Source organism: Actinomycetota bacterium, from assembly GCA_041658565.1.
Lineage (GTDB): Bacteria > Actinomycetota > AC-67 > AC-67 > AC-67 > JBAZZY01.
In genome coordinates this window covers 99,887-118,842 of record JBAZZY010000003.1, presented here as the reverse complement: position 1 = coordinate 118,842, position 18,956 = coordinate 99,887, and the positions used below count along the sequence as shown (strand labels likewise).

At 67.2% G+C, this 18,956-nt stretch carries 13 protein-coding genes; 6 read left to right on the top strand and 7 right to left on the bottom strand.

Annotated features, from left to right (window positions below; translation table 11 throughout):
* Positions 1-164 precede the first annotated feature (164 nt).
* The 6 genes from WDA27_03835 (at position 165) to WDA27_03810 (ending at position 6,098) form a co-directional block, all read left to right on the top strand.
* Positions 165-506, top strand: coding sequence for an FhaA domain-containing protein (locus tag WDA27_03835; GenBank protein ID MFA5890074.1), 342 nt, complete (start codon positions 165-167; stop codon positions 504-506).
* A 99-nt stretch (positions 507-605) separates the two neighbouring features.
* Complete coding sequence (locus WDA27_03830; GenBank protein MFA5890073.1) at positions 606-1,619, top strand: SRPBCC family protein; 1,014 nt, start codon at positions 606-608, stop codon at positions 1,617-1,619.
* A gap of 39 nt (positions 1,620-1,658) precedes the next feature.
* Positions 1,659-3,053 (top strand): amidase, encoded by a 1,395-nt coding sequence (locus WDA27_03825; protein ID MFA5890072.1) that lies wholly within the window; start codon positions 1,659-1,661, stop codon positions 3,051-3,053.
* Positions 3,023-4,060, top strand: coding sequence for an ABC transporter ATP-binding protein (locus WDA27_03820; GenBank protein ID MFA5890071.1), 1,038 nt, complete (start codon positions 3,023-3,025; stop codon positions 4,058-4,060). Before WDA27_03825 ends, WDA27_03820 begins: the two co-directional genes overlap by 31 nt.
* Positions 4,057-5,031 carry an ABC transporter permease subunit gene (locus WDA27_03815; protein ID MFA5890070.1) on the top strand — a complete coding sequence of 325 codons (975 nt, stop codon included), beginning with the start codon at positions 4,057-4,059 and terminating at the stop codon, positions 5,029-5,031. Before WDA27_03820 ends, WDA27_03815 begins: the two co-directional genes overlap by 4 nt.
* A 47-nt stretch (positions 5,032-5,078) precedes the next feature.
* Positions 5,079-6,098 carry an LLM class F420-dependent oxidoreductase gene (locus tag WDA27_03810; GenBank protein MFA5890069.1) on the top strand — a complete coding sequence of 340 codons (1,020 nt, stop codon included), beginning with the start codon at positions 5,079-5,081 and terminating at the stop codon, positions 6,096-6,098.
* Positions 6,099-6,113: 15 nt separating this feature from the next.
* Here the strand turns inward: WDA27_03810 and WDA27_03805 are convergent, their stop codons facing one another.
* From WDA27_03805 to WDA27_03775, 7 genes are all read right to left on the bottom strand, one after another.
* Positions 6,114-7,559 carry a hypothetical protein gene (locus WDA27_03805; protein MFA5890068.1) on the bottom strand — a complete coding sequence of 482 codons (1,446 nt, stop codon included), beginning with the start codon at positions 7,557-7,559 and terminating at the stop codon, positions 6,114-6,116.
* A gap of 38 nt (positions 7,560-7,597) precedes the next feature.
* Complete coding sequence (locus WDA27_03800; protein MFA5890067.1) at positions 7,598-10,744, bottom strand: ATP-dependent DNA helicase; 3,147 nt, start codon at positions 10,742-10,744, stop codon at positions 7,598-7,600.
* The gene (locus WDA27_03795; protein MFA5890066.1) at positions 10,741-13,572 is read right to left on the bottom strand and encodes an ATP-dependent DNA helicase; all 2,832 of its coding nucleotides are present in this window, start codon (positions 13,570-13,572) and stop codon (positions 10,741-10,743) included. The genes WDA27_03800 and WDA27_03795 overlap by 4 nt, the downstream gene beginning before the upstream one ends.
* Positions 13,573-13,645: 73 nt before the next feature.
* A complete protein-coding gene (locus WDA27_03790) occupies positions 13,646-15,544 on the bottom strand; it encodes an ATP-dependent DNA helicase UvrD2 (GenBank protein MFA5890065.1) in 1,899 nt (632 codons plus the stop codon).
* Positions 15,545-15,612: 68 nt separating this feature from the next.
* Entirely contained in the window at positions 15,613-16,479 is an 867-nt protein-coding gene (locus WDA27_03785) for a glycerophosphodiester phosphodiesterase (protein ID MFA5890064.1), read from the bottom strand.
* A 43-nt stretch (positions 16,480-16,522) separates the two neighbouring features.
* Positions 16,523-18,010 (bottom strand): hypothetical protein, encoded by a 1,488-nt coding sequence (locus WDA27_03780; protein ID MFA5890063.1) that lies wholly within the window; start codon positions 18,008-18,010, stop codon positions 16,523-16,525.
* 9 nt (positions 18,011-18,019) lie between these two features.
* Positions 18,020-18,952, bottom strand: a complete 933-nt coding sequence (locus WDA27_03775; protein ID MFA5890062.1) for a type II secretion system F family protein — start codon at positions 18,950-18,952, stop codon at positions 18,020-18,022.
* Positions 18,953-18,956: the final 4 nt, after the last annotated feature.

The following is an 18,956-nucleotide window of genomic DNA, read 5'->3' as shown; positions in this document are numbered from 1 at the left end:
ATCCCCAAAACGAGATTACGGGCATTCCGGGAGAAACGGCATCCGGGTAGGAAAAGCGCCCAACGCGGGGAATACGATGAGTGGGGATGTTGGGCAACCGCGGAAGAAACAGCGATACGGAACCTTGCGACCTTTTGGGACATCTGGTTCCGAAAGGTCGCCTGTTGCCGCGCGACGTCGAAGAAGCACTCGTCGAGGTAATGCTCGGCCGCCGATTCCTCGCCGGCCTCGGAGTCCCTTCGGTCCCCACCCGGTATGTCGTGCACATGGAACCCTCCGACCGCGTCTGGATGCCGGCCGGAGCCGAGGATCGCATGGCGCGCGCCCTCGTGCGCGCGGCCGAGACGGCCGGATTCCTCATCGTCGGCCTCCCCGTGGTTGAGTTCATAGCCGACCCTCGCATCGCTTCCGGACATCCGACTTACTGGGCAGGATTCGCCGAGGAGGACCTGCTCGTGCTCGCCGACCCCCACGCTGCGGTCGAGGTTTTCGCCGCGTCGATCTAGCGCGCCGCCGACACGGATCCATGCTCCTGCGCGCGATCAAGCGCCGCGCGCGATAGGTTTCCGCAAGCCATCCGCACAAACAAAGGTCAGGGCTCACGTTTGGAGACCGCCGACATCTCGAAGGAGATCGACCTGCTGGAGCGCTGCCGCGCCGGCGACCGCCGGGCGTTTAGGGCGCTGGCGACCTTCTGGGCTGAGCCGGCACTCCGGCTGGCCTTCTTGCTGTGCGCAGACCAAGCCCGCGCTGAGGCGGCGCTGCGCACATCGCTGCTGTCGGTATGGCGGGATCTCCCGAAGTTGCACTCGGAGTCGCCCTTTCGCCCGTGGCTGATGGGCATGGTGACGCGGGAGTCCGTGTCTGCCGAAGGCCCCTTCGCGCACCCCGCACTCGCAACCATGGACGCGTCGCTTCGCACCGAGGTCGTGCTGAATGCGTTCCTCGGTATCCCGGCACACGAGGTGGCCCTCGCCGTCGACAGGCCGCGTGCGGCGACGACCCTGCGTCTGCGCCGAGCCCTCCGCGAGATCGAGACTGCCGGACCGCCCCTTCGCGAAGCTCTCGCCGAGGCCGCGTGGGACGTCGACCTGTCACAAACGTTCCTGGACGATCACGTCCTTGGGTGGCTCGAGCGCGCGCCGAATCACGTCGTCCGCCGCTTGATCGCGGCCGACCCACACACCGCCTGGGCTGTGCTGTGCGATCCGACGGCGCTGCCCGGATGGATCGAGGCGACACACCTGCGCGCGCCGGTCACCGGAGCCTTGCGACCCGGCTCACGCGTTCGCGCGCGCGGACGCATCGCCGGAGCGCGGGCGAGCCGAGACGAGACCGTGATCACTCGAACCGAGCCGGAGGCACTTATCGCGTGGACTACGCGCGCGCGCCCGGCCGGCCTTTTTGGCGCAATCGAGTTCCGGTGGAGCATAGAGATCGCACGCGCGCAGGGCGGCACGGAAATCAGCCATCGTCTCGACGGCGTTGCGTTTCCTCCAGGCGTGGCGGGGAACCTGTTGCGGCGCGCATGGAAAAGGGCGGAGCCCTCGATGCCGACTGCGATGCACCGGGGCATCGAACGGTGCGCCGCCCTGATTGAAACAAGGTCGGTCCCGTAAGATCGGCGCAGCGACGCCTCGGCGAGAGAGGATGAGGACATGGAGTTGCACGGCATGTCGGCGATCCAGACCGCGGAGGCGGTCGCGCGCGGCGAGTTGTCGCCGGTAGCGGCGGTCGAAGGTGCGCTCACGCGTATCGACGAACGCAACCCGGCAGTCAACGCGATCGCGTGGCTTCGGGACGAACTCGCCTTAGAAGACGCGCGCGCGGCCGAGAAGCGTCTCGCCTCCGGCGCTTCGCCGCGACCACTGGAAGGTGTCCCGTTCACCGCCAAAGACCTTTGCGCTATCGCCGATGGACCGAGCAACCAAGGCTCGCGCGCGTTCGCAGGCGCGCGCCCCGGAGTCGACGCCCACGTCGTGCGACGCCTGAAGGACGCAGGAGCAATCCTTGTCGCGACCACCACGTCCTCGGAGTTCGGGAACCGCCCGACAACCGAGAGCGATCTGTTCGGCGCGACGCGCAACCCGTGGAACACCGAACGGACCTCCGGGGGATCCAGCGGCGGCGCCGGAGTCTCGGCGGCACTGGGTTTCACTCCACTCAACCAAGCCTCCGACGGAGGCGGCAGCATCCGCATTCCGTCCTTCTGCTGTGGCGTCTACGGCATCAAGCCGGCGCGCGCGCGCATCTCGATGGGCCCGCTGCTCTCCGAGGAGTGGGGAGGCCTGGACGTCTACGGCCCGATCACGCGCACAGTCGCGGACGCGGCGGCGTTTCTCGACGCGACGGCGGGACCCGCTACCGGCGACCCCTACTGGGCGCCGCCGCCCGAGCAATCTTTCCTTTCGGCCACCCGGGAAGAACCGCGGCTGCGTGTCGCGGTGGCCTACGCGCGCAACGGATTACCGATGGACGCGGCGTGCGAGAACGCGGTGCGCGAAACAGCAGAGCTGCTCGCAGCGATGGGCCACCAAGTGACCGAAGCGCAACCCGACCTGCTGCCGCTGGAAGAGCCGTTCGTCGTCGTCACGACTATCGGCATCGGCGGGATGGAACTCACTACCGAGCAACTCGAGTTGCTGGAGGACCGCACTCGGTTGATCTTCGACGTCGCCCCCTACGTCTCGGCGGTGGACTACGCGCGCGCTCTGCGTCGCATGCACGCTCATTCGCGCCGCGTGTTGGCGTTCTGGGAAGACTTCGACGTGCTGATCACTCCAACGCTGTCGCGCCCGGCTCCGCCGATCGGCGAGATCGCCGCAGACATGACCAAAGCTTGGGAGGACTACCGCGAGTGGCTCTGCTGGACCTGGCCGTTCAACGTCACCGGACAGCCGGCGGCGAACGTTCCGGCGGGCTTCTCCCCCGGCGGCATGCCGGTCGGCGTACAGATCGTGGGCCGGGCGGCCGACGAGCGAACGGTCCTTGCGGTGTCCGCACAACTGGAGCGCGCGCGGCCGTGGGCCGACCGGCGCCCACCGGCGTGGTAACCGCTATGCCGGTGATCGAGGCCGAACACCTTCGCAAGACCTACCGCTCGGTACGGCGAGGTCACACGCTCGCCGTCGATGACCTCAGCTTCTCGGTGCCGCGCGGTGGGGTCTTCGGATTCCTCGGACCCAACGGATCGGGCAAGACGACGACGATTCGTTGCCTCCTTGGAATGGTCGCCCCCACAGAGGGCCGCACGAGACTGCTCGGCGCCGGGCCTGGAGACTTACATACGGTCGCACCCCGTGTCGGATCGATCGTCGAAGCACCGGCCGCTTTTCCGACGTTTTCGGGCCGGCGGAATCTTCGTCTGCTGGCGCGCGCCTTCGCGATCCCCGACACGCGCGTTGACGCGATGCTCGATCGCGTCGGTCTGGCGGCGCGCGCCGACGATCCGGTAAAGACCTACTCGCTCGGCATGCGCCAACGGCTCGGTATCGCCGCGGCGCTGCTGAAGGATCCCGAGGTGCTCATCCTGGACGAGCCGGCGAACGGGTTGGACCCGGCCGGGATCAAGGAAGTTCGAGATCTCATCCGATCGCTGGGCAACGAAGGTCGCACCGTATTCCTGTCGAGTCATCAACTCGGCGAAGTGCAGCAGGTGTGCGACCAGGTCGCCATCTTGTCCCACGGCCGCTGCATCGCCACCGGGACCGTGCACGAGGTCCTGGCGCGCGGCGAAAGCGCAGTTGTGGTTCGCGTCGAAGATCCCGCGTCGGGCATGCGGGTTCTGCGCGACGCCGGGTTCGACGCGCGCACCGAGCCCGACGGTGGAATCCGGGTAGAGATCGCGCCCGAGCGCGCGGCCGATATCACGCGCGCGCTGGCCGCGCGCGACATGTTCGTCTCTGAACTCCGGCCGATCGAGGCGAGCCTGGAAAGCGTTTTCCTCGATCTGACCAAGGACGCCGATCCGGCGACACTGACCTGTCCGGCATGTGGATCGGAAACCATTGCCGGGAAGTTCTGCACGGTGTGCGGCGTACCTGCCGGGGGTGGCGCATGAGGGCTCTGCTCGCGGTCGAACTGCGACGCAACTTCGCGCGGCGCACTCTGATGGCTCTTTCGGCACTGGTGTTCCTCGCCGTCACTATGGCCGGACTCACCGTGTACCTAACGCACGGCAATACAACTCCTGCACAAAATAGGGCACTCTTCGCGCGTGGTTTCCTCGTCCAGCAATGCGTACGCGGCGAGGTCGGCCCGGTGGAGCTGCCCCAGACCGACGCTCCTTCCGACCGACTGCCACTTGAGCCTCCGATTCCGGCCGCAAACTCTGCCGGCCGGCAGGAGTTCTGCATGTTCGACCCTCGGGCGGGAATCGGACCGGAGCTGGACTTCCCCAAACCCTACCGTTACAGCTCGCTCGATGAGGCATTCATGGGGATATCGATCCCGCTGCTGATGCTCGCGTGGATCCTCGCGGCTTCCTTCGCCGGAGCAGAGTGGCGCGCGGGAACGATGGCCACGCTGCTGACGTGGGAGCCCCGCCGCCTCCGAGTGTTCACGACCAAGGCGCTCGCGGCGATAGTGGTCGGCGTCGTCGTATACGTCGCGGCGCAAGTGCTCTTGGCGTTCGCCCTGCTTCCGGCAGGACTTGCGCGCGGGACCATGTCCGGCGTCGATCCGGACTGGGTTTGGTCGCTGGCCGGCGTGCTCGCCCGGGGGACCCTTCTGGCCGCCGTCGGGGCCGGCATTGGGTTCGCCATTGGAATGATCGGACGGAACACCGCGGCGGCGCTCGGGATCGGATTCGTCTACCTATCGCTCATCGACGGCGGCTTCCTCGGCGCGATCATCCCGCGCTTGCGGCCGTGGCTGTTCGTCGGGAACTCCATCGTGTGGGTCGGCGGGAAGACCGAACTCGGGATCATCGAAGGCAGAACACCGGCGCAAGCGGCGCTGATCGTGGCGACGTACGGCCTCGTTTCTCTGGTGATCGCGGCGGCGGTCTTTCAACGCCGCGACGTCACTTAAGCGCGCGCTTGGGTGGCTCCGGGACGAGCGTGTAGGCTGCCCCGATTATGGCGCTGAAAATCGGAATTGAGATTCCCTACACGGAGATGCACGATCGCCAGGGCATGATCGCGCTTGCCCGCGAAGCCGAGGATTTGGGCTACGACTGCATCTGGTGCTCCGAGGTCTACACCTACGACGTCTTCACCACGCTGACGCAGATCGCATGCGCGACCTCGACCATCAAGGTTGGGACAAACATCGCGCAGATCTACGCGCGCACGCCGGCGCTGCTGGCAACGACGGCCGCCTCGCTCGACCAGCTTTCCGGGGGACGAATGATCTTGGGTGTCGGCGCAAGCGGACCACAGGTGATCGAAGGATGGCACGGTGTCACCTACGACCGGCCGGTGCAGCGCACGCGCGAGATCATCGAGATCTGTCGCAAGATCTGGTCGGGCGAAAAGGTCTACCACGAAGGCAAAGTCTTCACGCTTACCAAGGGCCTCAAGATGCTCAACCCCGTGGTGCGGGCGGACCTGCCGGTCTTCGTCGCCGCACTCGGGCCGAAAAACGTCGAGATGACGGCCGAGGTCGCCGACGGCTGGCTGCCGTTCCCATTCTCGACCGAGCATGCCGATGAGGTGTTTGGGGAGTCGCTCGCCGCCGGCGCTGCCGCGCGCGACGCGTCGCTCGGGCCGCTGCGCGTGGCGCCCTTCGCACCGGTCTTCGTCGGCGACCGGGCCACGGGCCTGGACGCCGCGCGCCTGATCATCGGCTTCTACATCGGCGGAATGGGATCGCGCGACAAGAACTTCTACAACCAGTTGGTGCAACGCTACGGCTTCGTCGAGGAAGCGCTGCGAGTGCAGGAGTTGTTCCTCGGCGGCGACAAGGCAGGCGCCATCGCGGCTACGCCCGACGCGCTGGTCGACCAAGTCTCGATCATCGGCGACGAGGGCCGCGTGCGCGAGCGACTGGCCGCCTTCGCCGAAGCCGGCGCTACCGAACTCGTCGTGTCGTTCCTGTCGGCCGGGCACGACACGCGCAGCGAGATGATGCGCGCGCTGGCGCGCGCCAACGCATAGCGGCTGCGCCGACTTCTAGCGGCTGGGGGCCGGGGAGGCACAGGGTCCGACCCACACTGTTGCCGTGCGGACTTTCTTCGCCGGACTTGCCTTTGGACTCGCGGTGGCCGATGTCGCACCGCTTTGGCCCTCGATGAACGTCATCTGGCCGCACTTCGGCTTGGTCAAAGACAGGACCCGCGTCGTCTGCAGCGCCGGCGAGGACGTGACGCTCCAGCCCGCCTTACGAAGCGCCGCAACAAATCTCGAGTACATCTTGCTGAGCGTCAACGAACTCGACGAGAACGTCATCACGCAAGTCGGCGAACCCTTGATGTCGTAACCGCTGGTGGCGGTCACGCCCGCCGGGACGGGGAATCTCATGTCCTTGCCGCACTTGGGCATCCCGGTAACCTGCCGCACGTTGGGGTTCACGGCTCCCGCCTGCGACTGCGGCTGACCGGGGAATGCCGAATTCGTAAAGCCGAAGATGAGCCCGACCGCCAGTGCAACCCCGAGAATCGCCACACCGATCTTGCCTTCACGATCACGGAACCAGCCCGGACGGATCATTATCGGCGCGTTCGTCGACAAACGGCCTGCGACCAGCGCAAGCCCCACCGCGACGAACAACGCAATCGTCTGTCCCCGAGTCACACCGAGCGTGAAGCCCGTCGCCCCAGCCTTGACGCGCATGAATCGCTTGATGAACAGCCCCACAATCGACACCCATGCGACGGCTTCGACCACGAGTCCGGACTCGACCGGAAAGCGGACGGGGGCATTCAACCGGCGCAGCGCAATGACTCCGACTGCGGCAAGAGCGAGGAAGAACACGACCGGTCCCCAGGTTCCCGACGCCCAGCCGCTAACGCTGAGCGAGCCGGCCGAGTACCAAGGCACCAGGACCAAGATCGCCAGAACTCCCGCGAGCGCCGCCGCCGCCGGCTCCTCCCAGGTGCGGGGCGGGGCCCCATCCAAAGCCGAAGGCGCGTCCGGGGCCGGGGTGGAATCGTCTGGGACGTCGGACGAGTCCTGAGGTTCCGCAACGGGCAGGCGGTACACGTACGGCGTCGCGATGCTCTCGCGCGCGCCCGGTGCGACCGCGACCGGACGAGTAGAAGAGACGCTGGCCGCCCCAACTGCCGGCGCGCGCGACTCCCGCGCTGCAGGTTTCTCCGCGGCGGGTTTCTCCGCGGCGGGTTTCTCCACCACGGCGGCCGGCTTCCTCGGAGCCGGGGTGGACTTCTTCGCAGCCGCGGCCGGCTTCCCGACTGCGGCTGCAGATTTCTTCGGCACGGGCTTCTTCGCGGCGGCCGCAGGCTTCTTCGGCACGGGTTTCTTCGCGGCGGCTGCAGATTTCTTCGGCACGGGCTTCTTCGCGGCGGCCGCGGGCTTCTTCGGCGCGGGCTTCTTCGGCACGGGCTTCTTCGCGGCGGCGCGCGCGGGGACAGGCTTCAACGGCTTCTTGCGCTCAGGCATGGGACACAGGGTACCGCCCCGGCATGGATTTACGCCGCTCAGGTCCCATATTCGGCCCGCCCTTGCGGGCAGCGCGCCAGGAAGTCGCACGAGCGGCACGCACTCGACGGAGCCGGATCGAATCCGGCGGCGGCGATTTCGGCCAGCGCGCGCTCGACGTCGGCGCGGATCTCGACCGCAGGTCGAACGCGGACTTGGCGCTCCCCTTCCGTGAGCGATGCGAACGTCAAAGTGAGGTCCTCGGGCGCCTTACCCCAGATCTCTTGCGCGGCGAGCGCATACAACTCGAGTTGGCGGTCGGCGGCTTCGTCGCCCTCCGCAGGCAAGCGGCCGGTCTTGAAGTCGACGATCTCCCAGCCTCCCTCGGGGCGCGCGAAGATGGCGTCGATTCGTCCTTGCACGACGACGTCTCCAAAGACCAGTGCGATCTTCTGCTCGCTGTGGAGCGGCTTCATCGCCGCAAACCGCGTGCGCTCGTATACCGTCTTCAACTCGGCGATGCGCGCGCCGAACTCGGTCGGGTCTCGCTCTTCGAACTGCTCGACGTCCAGCAGCGGCATCTGTCCGTCGGCCCGGCGCTCGATCCAGGAGTGCACGAGCGTCCCGATGCGCGCGGCGACTCCGGGACGCCGCGGCAATGGCCGAACGTAGGACCAGTAGAAGCGCTTCGGGCACCCCGCGTACGTCACGAGCGACGATACGGGCAACGAGCGCGGCAGCACCGGACCCGGCGGCCCCGAGGGGACGAAGGCAAACAGCGATGAGTCCTGCGGCGCGACCGTGCGCGCGCGCGCCACCTCGGCGGCGAATCCGTCGGGGAACATTGCGTCGCGCACGCGACCCGCCGAAGGCGGCCAGTCCTGCGCGCGCGCGGCACGGCGCGCGACGAGCGGGTTCTCCTGCGGCGGCCGCACTTCGGTCATGACGTGAACCCCCGGAAACGCCCGGATTTCTTCCCAGTACTCACTCGGAGCCATCGGAGTCTTCAGCGCCTCGCCGAGACCGACCGGGTAGTACCAATGCGCCGACGAGCACACGAGCCTGCTGCGCGCGCGCGTCACCGCCACGTAAAGCAGCCGACGCTCTTCCTCCTCCGCGCGCGCAACCAGTTCAGTTTGGAACGCGGTCAGGTTTCCCTCGAAGTGCGGCAGAATCTCGGAGTCGCCGCGAAGTTCGAATGGGATGTTGCGGGCCGACGTCGCAGGGTTGGCCTGAATGCTGGTGTCGGGGAAGATCTTCGATCGAGCACCGGCCGCCATACCGGGAACAAACACGACGTCGAACTCCAAGCCCTTCGCCTGGTGGATCGTCATGAGCTTGACCGAGTCCTCGTCGGTCGGCTGCGACGCATCAAACTCCTCGTCCACCTCGGCAACGGCATCGAGCCACTCCACCAACGTCTCCAGAGTCGCCTCTCCGTCCACCGGTTCGAACGACGCCACTCGGTCGACGAAATGCGCGAGATTGCGCTTGGCCGCCGGCGCGGCCGGTGAGGACGATGCGTCGAGTTCAGCCACGATGCCTAAGGACTCGAGCGCGCGCGCGGCCAGGTCGGGCAGCGGCAAATGCGCGGCGGCACGCAACTCCGCAAGTTCGGCAACGAACTGCGAAATGCGGGCGCGTCCCTCTTCGGAAAGTCCCTCGACGTCGTCCACAGCGTCTAACGCCTCGGCGAGCGAGAACGCCACATCCCCAACCGAATCGACCTCCATGCGCGCGCGCAGATCTCCGTTCGCGGCGGCGGCGTGGCGCGCCAGCACTGCCAGGTCTCGGTGCCCGATCCGCCAGCGCGGTCCCCGCAACAGCCGCGCGAGCGCGACGTTGCGGGCCGAGTCGTGCAGTACCCGCAGCAACGCGACGAGGTCTACGACCTCCGGCGTCATCAGCAAGCCTCCGATGTCCACGACCTCCAGCGGAATCTCGGCCTCGCGGAACACCTCGACGAAGGAACCGAACAGCCGCTTCTTGCGACACAAGATCGCGATCTCACTCCATGGCGTTCCTGCGTCGTGCGCACGACGCGCCTCATCCGCAACGCGTTCCGCCTCGGATACCTGATCGGTGGCCGAGAAGATCGCCACTTCGCCCTCGCCGAGCGGCGGGTAGGGCTCCAGGACTTTGCCCGGCGGACGCCTCGCGGCGGGGATCCCGGCGATCAACACGTTCGCAAGATCCAGGATTCGCGCACCGGAGCGGAAGTTGACCGACAGAGGTCGGCTCGCGGCGGGTGATGCGGCATCGATCCGGAACTGATTCGGGAACGCCAACAAGTTGTGCAGGCTGGCCCCGCGCCAGGCATAGATGTTCTGATCCGGGTCGCCGACGGCCATGACCGGATACCCGTCGGGCATCAGCAGGCGCAGCATCTTTGCCTGCGCGACGTTGGTGTCTTGATACTCGTCGAGCAACGCAACGCTATAGCGCGCACGAAAGTCGGCGGCGACCGCCGGATCCGCGGCCAGTTGCGCGGCAAGACGGATCTGGTCGCCGAAGTCGACAAGGTTGCGCGCGCGCTTGACCTCGATGTAGTCGCGCACAACGGCGGCAAGTTCGATGCGCCGGCGGGCGGCGTCGATCACCTTCGCGGACATCCGCCCCTTGGACCCCGAAAGCCGCTCGAGGAGTCGGGTGTCGCAAGCCACGATCTCTTCAGGCTCGACCAAATGGTTGGAGCACTCGTCGGCCAGGGAGAGCACCCACTTCACGTGGTAGAGCGACCGCACTTCGAGCGCTTCGAAGGTTCTGCGCAGAAACAACTCCGACGCGATCTGCCAGGCTTGGGCCCCGGACAGCAACGTCGCTCCCGGCTCGACCCCGGCGCGCAAGCCGTAGTCGGCGATCATGCGTGCGGCGAACGAGTGGTAGGTCGAGATCGCGGGTTCCTCGCCGTCGGGCAGACCGAGCGGAGCAAGCGCGCGGCGGACCCTCTCGGTGAGTGTGTCGGCCGCCTTGTTCGTGAACGTCAGTCCAAGGATCTCGCCGGCCCTTGCGTGGCCTTCGGAAACCAGCCACACGATGCGCGCGGTCATGACCGCGGTCTTGCCCGAACCGGCGCCGGCCACGAGCACGCACGGCTCGAGCGGCGCGGAAATCGCCGCCCACTGCTGACGCGTGGGATCCCGGTCGCCGAGCGCCCCGCGCACCTGCGGCGACACGCCCGTCGCGAACAGATCCTGGGGACTCACAGCCTCACCTCGTCACCCTCGGGCCACACCGGACAGATCGACTTGAACTTGCAGTACGCGCAGTCCGCACCCGGCGCGGGAGAAAAGCGCTCTTCATGGATCCCGGCGACGAATGACTCCAGGCGCGCGCGCGCCGATTCCGCGTACCCCTCGATACGCCGAGGGTCCAGACCTCTGCGGATGAACCCGTCGCGGGTTTGAGCGCCCAAGTACGCGAGTTCCAGATACCGCGGCTCGCCAAGGCCGACCAACTCCTGTGCCGTCGTCAGCGCCAGGTAGTAAGTAGCGAGCTGAAGGTCCTCGCGGATCTCTTCCTGGGACTTGGCGTTGCGTCCGGTCTTGTAGTCGATCAAGCGCAACATCGAGTTACCGCAACGCACGACGCGGTCGATGCGTCCGCGCACGACGGCGCCGTTCACGGGAAACTCGAACCACACCTCGCTTGCGAGCGTTTCGAGTTCCCCATCGACCTCGAGCCAGCGACGGAGCATCTTCTCTGAGTCCTTGCGTCGCTGCCGCTCCATGGCGATCCCGTCGAAGATCGAAGGATCCCACACCTTGTCGAGAGCCTCGATCAGCGCCGCAGGAGTCATTGGAATCTCGCCGCGCGCGCACAGGTCCACGATGTCGTGCACCCAACTGCCGACCTGCATCTGATGACTCGACGCCGGATCCAGCCCAAGCTCGACCGAGTAGAGGTACTGCAGACCGCAGTTGTCGTACGCACTCAGCCGCGAGTAACTCGTTCGCAGTTCGCCCGGAACTAGGGGAACGCCGGGCCCCGACCATTCACGCTCATACCACCAGCGTTCGGGGCGGACGCCGGGAAGACGGGCCAAAACATCGAGCGCGGCGCGCCGGGCATCCGGCGGCACCGTCGCGTCCCGCATTGCGCGGCGCGCGTGCGCCTCGACTTCGTCGCGCGTCAAGGGCTCAGTCTGCGGCGGTCGTTCCCATTCAGCGCCGGTTGCGCGCACCAGCGGCGACGGAACCGAGGCCTCACGCCGGCTCGACTCGCGCGCGCCCGTCATCAACAACCTGCGGCGCGCGCGCGTGGTGGCGACCGTGAACAGCCTGCGCTCCTCCTGCATGCGCGCGGCGCGGCGCTGCTGAGGAGTCGCCGGCGCGAGCACGTCGCGCACGTCGAACAGCACGCGGCGTTCGTGCGGGTCGGGGAACTCTCCCTCAACGCAGCCGGCAACGATAACCGCCTCGAACTCCGTCCCTGCGGCATGGTGCGCCGTCATCACTCGAACGGCATCGGGACGTCGCACCTCGGGCATGCGCCACGGCTCGGGACCGAACTCAACTCCCTCCAAAGCGTCGAGGTAATCGTCGAAGCCCATCCCCGGCCGCCGATCGCTGAAACGCTCGATCGCCTCGGCGAACGCCGCGACGGCGTCGAGAGCGTCGTCGTCGCCCTGGGCGACCAAGTCGTCGAACAGCGGCAAGCGCTTCCACAAGAACCAGAAGACGCCGGCGGGTCGCGTCTCACGGCGCGCGCAGTCCGCGATCTCCTCCAAGAGACTCCCGACCTCGCGCAAGGCCGCCACCAGGCGTTCCGGGAGATCTTCGGGGGGCGCGGCGAGCAGTCCGTCCAGCGTCGTACGACGAAGTCGTGCCTCACGTCGCAGAGCACGGACCTCATGGGCATCCAGGCGGGCAACCGGCGAAGCGAGCACCCGAGCGAGTCGTTCCTCACGCTCCGCCGGACGCAAGGCCGCGCGCGCGAGATCCAGGACGGGAGCCAGAGCAGGTTCTCGAGCCAGCGGCCGGTCCTCGCTCACGGTGACCAAAGGAACTCCGGCGCGACGAAGGGAACGGCAGACCTCGCGGAACGCCGCGCCATAGCGCCGAACGACCACGGCAATCTCGCCGTAGCCGATGCCTTCGCGCACGTGCAGCCGCATACACTCCGAAGCCACGGCGGACGCTTCCTCAGACAGGTGGTCAAACAGCCACGCGTCGGTGCGCGAGGGCATGCGATGAAGCTCGGACAAGTGCGACTCGCCGACGGGCGCAAACCTCTTACGAAAGTCGTCAAGCGCGTGCGCGGACGAACCTCGGAACCCGAAGATGCGCGCGTCGGGGTCGGCCGCGACGACCACCGAGTCGGCGCCGATCGCCAGTTCTCGAAGCAATGACTCCTGCGCGGGGGTGACGTTCTGGTAGTCGTCCACGAGGATGTGGCGCGCTTGTGCGCGCACGGCCACCGCGATATCGGAGTTCTCGCGCAGCAGATGGACGGCGCGCGCGATCGCGTTGGCGTGGTCGACGAGGCTGTCCTGCGGAACGTCGATCCGTTCGAGATATCGTCGGAAGAACCGAGCCGCCTCGGCGAGGTCCGGGCGCCCGAGTTCGGTGGCGCGCCTCTCGATGTCCTCGGGCAACTCGAACGCGTCCTGCGCGCGCAAGACGAACTCGCGCAATTCCTCGACGAATCCCGTCAGCGCGGTGTGCGTGCGAAACTCCGCCCAGCGCTGCCGCTCCAAGGGGTCGGCAAGCATCTCGCGCACGAGGTTGAACTGCTCCGGACCGGTAAGCAGACTCGGTTCACGCCGGTAGCCCAGTCGCGGGTAATGGAAACGAAGAAGGCTCAGCGCAAAAGCGTGCCAGGTCGTGACCCGAACTTCCGACGTCGATCGACCCACGTCGCGAAGGATGTGGTCGCCGAGCGCGCGCGCGACGCGGCGGTCGGGCACCAGCATCAGGATGCCCTGCTCGCCTTCGCGCACCAGCGCGGCGAATCGATCCCGCAGCAGCCTCGTCTTTCCCGACCCCGGTGGGCCGACAACGAGGTGCGCCCCCCGAACACTATTCCCGAGCACTCAACAAACCCCTGTTATTGGACGCCGCGGAGCGTAACACGGGCGTACGACAGAAACCCCGGGGACACGACCGTCATCCGCCCTTCGCGACGATCGCGAGCAGGGCTTCACCGTAGCGCTGCATCTTCAGCGGGCCGACACCGGGGATCGCCCGAAGTTCGGCGCGCGACCCCGGGCGCGCGGCCGCGACCTCCGCGAGCGTCGAGTCGTGAAACACCACGTAGGCCGGCAGACCGGCTTCGGCCGCGACCCCGCGGCGCCATTCCCGCAACGCATCCAGCAAGGGCGATGAGGCGGCGGCCGGACGCCGTGCCGGGCGCGGCTCCGACGCAACCGCAGCGCGCTCGCGCCGCACCGGGGCGATCTCGTCCAGGAAGGGGCTTCTCTTGGGTTTGGTTCGCCGTTCGCCCTCGCGGGCGCGCGCAAAGCTGATCGACAGGTGACGCCGAGCACGCGTGATTCCGACGTAGAACAACCGCCGCTCCTCGGCGACATCCTCGTCGGAAGCCGACAGCGCGAACGGCAGCTCCTTGTCCTCCAGGCGCGGAAGGAACACCGCGTCGAACTCCAAACCCTTGGACCGGTGATACGTCATGAGCTGCACGCCGCGGCCCTGCTCTTCAGTGGCGAAACGCGCGCGTAGATCCGCAACGAACTCCTCCACCGTTTCGCCGGGGAACTCGCGCGCGAGCGCGACCAGGCGCGCGAGGTCGGCCTGGCGCGTGGCCTCGTCGCCTACCTCGTAGGCGCCTTGCGGATCAAAGCCGAGCGCTCCGGCAATCTGCTCGGCGGCCGCGGCAACCGATCCCTCGGCCGCGCGCGCGCGCGCCGCGAATGCGCGCGCCGCCGGGCGTTGCAGAAACGAACCGTCGCGAACCTGGTAAGGGATCTTCGCGCGCGCAAACGCTTCTTCGAAGTCCTCTGAGCGGCCGTTGATGCGAAACAGCACCGCCATCTGTTCCCACGGGGTGCCCTCGCCGTTCAATCGCTTGCACTCCCCCACGATCCAGCCCACTTCATCGCGACCGGCATCGAACCCGCGTACCACCGGACGAGGACCCGGCTCGCAAACGGCACGCAGCATCTTGCGGCTGCCGCGCAGACGCGGAACGAGCCTGTTGGCAACGTCCAGGATCTCGGGCGTGCTGCGGTAGTTATCGGTCAGCGTGACGACGGTTGCGTGGTCATAGCGCGACGTGAACCCGAGCAAGTACTTCGGAGTCGCTCCGGTGAACCCGAATATCGACTGGTAGTCGTCGCCGACGACACAGACATCGTCGCGCGCGCCCACCCACGTATCGAGCAGAGCTTGCTGCAACAAGTTCACGTCCTGGTACTCGTCAACCGTGAAGGCGGCGTAGCGCGACCGAACGAGGCCGAGCGCGTGCGCGTCCTCGGCGAGCACCGCGAGCGTGCGCTCGAGCAGGTCTTCGAAGTCGATCAAGCCGGCCTTGCGCTTGCGCTTTTCGTAGTCGACGTAGATTCGATGCATCAGTTCGGCCGGGACGGGTGTTTCGTGGTCGTCCAGCGCGCCGAGGTAATCGCGCGCGCCGATGCGTCGGTTCTTCGCCCACTCGATCTCCCCGGCGAGGTCGCGAAGCGCCGTGAACTTGTACGGCATCGGCAGCCGCTGAGCGAGCGCGTGCAAGATCTGGCCTTTGTGGGACACGATCTCGGGCTGCTCCGGGCTGAACCGGCGGAACTGCGCGAGCGCCTGGGCATGGAAGGTGTTGGCGCGCGTGCCGCGAACTCCGAGCGCGCCGAGACGCTCGCCCATCTCGCGCGCAGCCTTCACCGTGAACGTGACCGCCAGAATCTCCCCCGGCTCGAACTCTCCGGAGGCGACTTGCCAAGCGATTCGCCGCGTGATTGTCGTCGTCTTGCCTGTGCCGGCGCCCGCAAGGATCGCGACCGGACCGCGCGCGGCTTCGACCGCCTCGCGCTGGGCGTCGTTTAAGGATGCAAAGATCATGTCTTGAGTCACGGCCGCTCAGTGTACGGGCCGACGGTGACCAAAACAGACGCCGCCCCCGACCGGACTTATTCCAGCGCCGCGTAAACGCGGTCGGGGTAATTCGAGATCACGCCGTCGACACCCCAATCCAGCGCTTGCCCGATATCGGCGACGTCGTCGGGCGTCCACACGACGACCTTGGGACCAAGCGCGCGCATCGCAGTCACAGTCTCGGCCGACAGATCGACGGACCCGAAATCGGGAGCCGCCACCTCGTAGCCCCGCGCAACCGAAAACGCGGCGTTGACGAACGCAGGGAACCCGCCGCCGGGCGGAGCACCGGGAAGCTGCGACGTGGTCAGCATCACGGTGCCGACATCGGGCGCATGCGCTTCGATGTAGTCGAGCGAGGTCGGGAAGAAGGACTGCACGAGCAGATCCTCAGCCGGAAACCCGGTCTCATCGATCAGCGAGACGAGCGCGGAGGCCGCCTGCTCGCCGGACGGATCGAAGTTCGCCTCACCGGGGATGTTCTTCAGCTCGATCATGATCCGCCAGCCTTCGGCGCTCCCCTCGGTCAGGACGGCGCGCGCCGAAGGAACGGGCTCGAACTCCTGCCAGTCCGGCCACCCATTTCGTTGATCACATTCCTGCAACTGGGCCGAGGTCTTCTCCATCACCAACCCGGTGCAGTTCGTCGAGGTTCTGTCGAGGGTCGCGTCGTGGATGATCACAAGTTCGCCGTCGGAAGCGAGCTGCGTGTCCATCTCGAGCCAGACGCCGCGCGCGCCGAACGTCTCGTGAGCCCGACGAAACGCGCCGAACGTGTTCTCGGGGGCAAGGCCGGCACCGCCACGATGCGCGTAGACAACCGGGAGTGATTCGGCGCGCGCCGGAAGGCCTGCAAGCACACACCCCAGCGCGGCTACCACGACAAGCGTTCGCATTCTCATGCGGTGGTGATTCACCGCGCGCCGCGTAACTCCTGCTCCAGATTCAGGCGCGCACGCGCATCCGCTCGACGTACTGAGCGAAAGCAAGACCCGGTGCGGCTTCGGCAGCCAGGTCGCACAGGCGTCCCAGATCGGCCTCCGTGAGATCAGCGCCCCCGACCATGATGACGCCGATGCACGATCCACCGGCTTCCATCGGCGCGGCCATGAGCGTCTCGGTGCGAGCCCCACCGATGCCGGCAACGAGCCCCTGGGCCAGGTCCACCGGAGCTACGTACACGCCTGTTCGCCCAACGGCAACGTCCAGGAACAACGGTTGATCCGGGGGAACTCGAATGTCGGCCTCGACCTTAGACAAACCGTGAGGCGCAAGGACGCCGTAGGTTCCGTCGGAGCGGCGCGTGTACACGGCAGCCGTCTGCGGACCGAAAAGCTCGACAACCTCGCTCAAGAACGCATGAGCGACCGCGCGCGGTTCGGCAAGGACCGGCATCTCGCCGAGAAGCAGTTCCAGATCACGCCCGGCCCACACTGCGGCGTTCAAGCGAGTCAGGATCGACCCCTTCGATACGGGAGCCGGGGTGCGCTCCGGCTCGATGCGCCGACGAAGACGGCGGCGGGCGGCGGAACGCTCAGGGATGATCTCTTTGACCGGGCGCGGCGGGCGGGCGGTGTCCCGGACGATCCGCGGAGATTGCTTCGGCGGAACCGGAACGCGGCGTGGAGACGCCGGGGCGCGCGCCGGGATTGCGAGATCGAGTTCGGACAACAGGCTCCGCGCGTACTCGTCGGAAGAGACTGCCGGCTCCTGCTCCGCGGAAGGCGAAGGAGCGGGAACAGACGGTTCATCGGCAACGGCAATCGCCGCGAGTTCCGCGCGCGCCTCTTCGAGTGTTCGCTTTGCCGCTTCCTCGGCGGACGCTTCCTCGCGCTTCCGCTTTGCCGCTTCCTCGACGGACGCATCCTCGGCGGCCGGGCGCGCGCGCGCTTGCTCCTGCCGGCACTCCGGAGCCTCCGCTCCGACACGCGCGGGCTCTTCGTATGCGACGGGCTCTTCCTCTGCGGCGGGCTCTTCCTCTGCGACGGGCTCTTCGTCTGCGGCGGGCTCTTCCTCTGCGACGGGCTCTTCGTCTGCGACGGGCTCCTCCTCTGTAGCGGGCTCCTCCTCTGTAGCGGGCTCTTCCTGCGCGGTCGGGGTGGTGACCGCGCGCCCCTCCGCCGCGCGCTCGATGGCCTCTCCCACGTCGATGAGTGTGAATGGACGAACGACAACCCACACCGCATCCTCGGCGTCCTCGGCGATCTCATCCCCGACGACGACGCACGGAAGCCCGCATCCCGACTCGCGAATGACGCACACCGCTTCGAGTCCGCGCATAGTGGTGCCGAAGTCGACCAGGGCCACCACGGCGCCTGCATCTTCGTCGGCGGCCGTCGCCGGATCGGCGATCACATGCAGTTCCACTCCCGGCATCATCGACGCCAAGGCGACGTGCAGGGACGCATCTGCCGTGAACGCGAGGATCCGCATGCCCATCCCCTACCGCCCGAGAAAGCTGTGAGAGATCGTGATGATCGCCGGACCCAGGATCACGACGAACAGCGCGGGAAACACGCATGTAATCAAGGGGAAGACGATCTTCACGGGGATCTTCTGTGCCTTTTCCTCAGCGCGTTGCCTCCGGCGCAGCCGTAATTCCTGCGCCTGAACGTGCAGAACCTTGCCGATCGAGATCCCGAACACGTCGGCTTGCACCATCGCGAGCACGAAGGATTTCAATTCCGGCAGCGTGCTGCGATCGGCCAGATCCCGCAGCGCCTCGGAGCGCGCTTTGCCGATCTGCATCTCCTGCAGCATGCGATGAAGCTCCTCGCCCAGCGGACCGCCGCCTTGACGCGCGACGCGCGCGACCGCCGCGTCGAACCCAAGGCCGGCTTCCACAGTGATCGACAACAGGTCCAACGCGTCCGGCAGCGCGCGCCGGATCGCTCCCTGGCGGCGACGAGCCTTCGAACGCACGACCCACTCGGGAGCGTAGTAACCAAGCAGCGCGCCGACTGCCGCCAGGATTACACCTCGGACCGCGGGAAGCCCCGCCAACGGCACCAGCGCGACTGCGCCCACGACGCCGGTTGCAGCCCCGAGTACCTTGAACGCGAGCACGCGCTCGGCGTCCCATGTTCCCGGGCTCCCGGCGGACGCGAGTTCCTGCGTAAGTCGCTCCACAACGCTCGCGGGAGTGAACTTCCGTCCGATTGCGCCCAGCCGTTTCAGCAGTGGAGCAACCACGCGTTCGGCGAACGGACGAGCGAGTTCGCGGTGACGAACATCGCCGGCTCGCAACTCAACCGCCTTCAGCCGACGCATCATGCGGAAGGACTCGTGACGTTCGAGCACAAAGCCCTGAACGCTGGAGAACGCCAGCACCGCTGCACCGAAGAACAACATCACCGCAAGAACGCTCGTCTCCATCGTG

Excerpts from the sequence above, each read along its gene's own strand:
- WDA27_03810 (MFA5890069.1), top strand. The coding sequence starts at position 5,079 with ATGGCGCTGAAAATCGGAATTGAGATTCCCTACACGGAGATGCACGAT.
- WDA27_03825 (MFA5890072.1), top strand. The coding sequence starts at position 1,659 with ATGGAGTTGCACGGCATGTCGGCGATCCAGACCGCGGAGGCGGTCGCG.
- WDA27_03780 (MFA5890063.1), bottom strand. The coding sequence starts at position 18,010 with ATGCGGATCCTCGCGTTCACGGCAGATGCGTCCCTGCACGTCGCCTTG.
- WDA27_03805 (MFA5890068.1), bottom strand. The coding sequence starts at position 7,559 with ATGCCTGAGCGCAAGAAGCCGTTGAAGCCTGTCCCCGCGCGCGCCGCC.
- WDA27_03790 (MFA5890065.1), bottom strand. The coding sequence starts at position 15,544 with ATGATCTTTGCATCCTTAAACGACGCCCAGCGCGAGGCGGTCGAAGCC.
- WDA27_03815 (MFA5890070.1), top strand. The coding sequence starts at position 4,057 with ATGAGGGCTCTGCTCGCGGTCGAACTGCGACGCAACTTCGCGCGGCGC.
- WDA27_03775 (MFA5890062.1), bottom strand. The coding sequence starts at position 18,952 with ATGGAGACGAGCGTTCTTGCGGTGATGTTGTTCTTCGGTGCAGCGGTG.
- WDA27_03785 (MFA5890064.1), bottom strand. The coding sequence starts at position 16,479 with ATGAGAATGCGAACGCTTGTCGTGGTAGCCGCGCTGGGGTGTGTGCTT.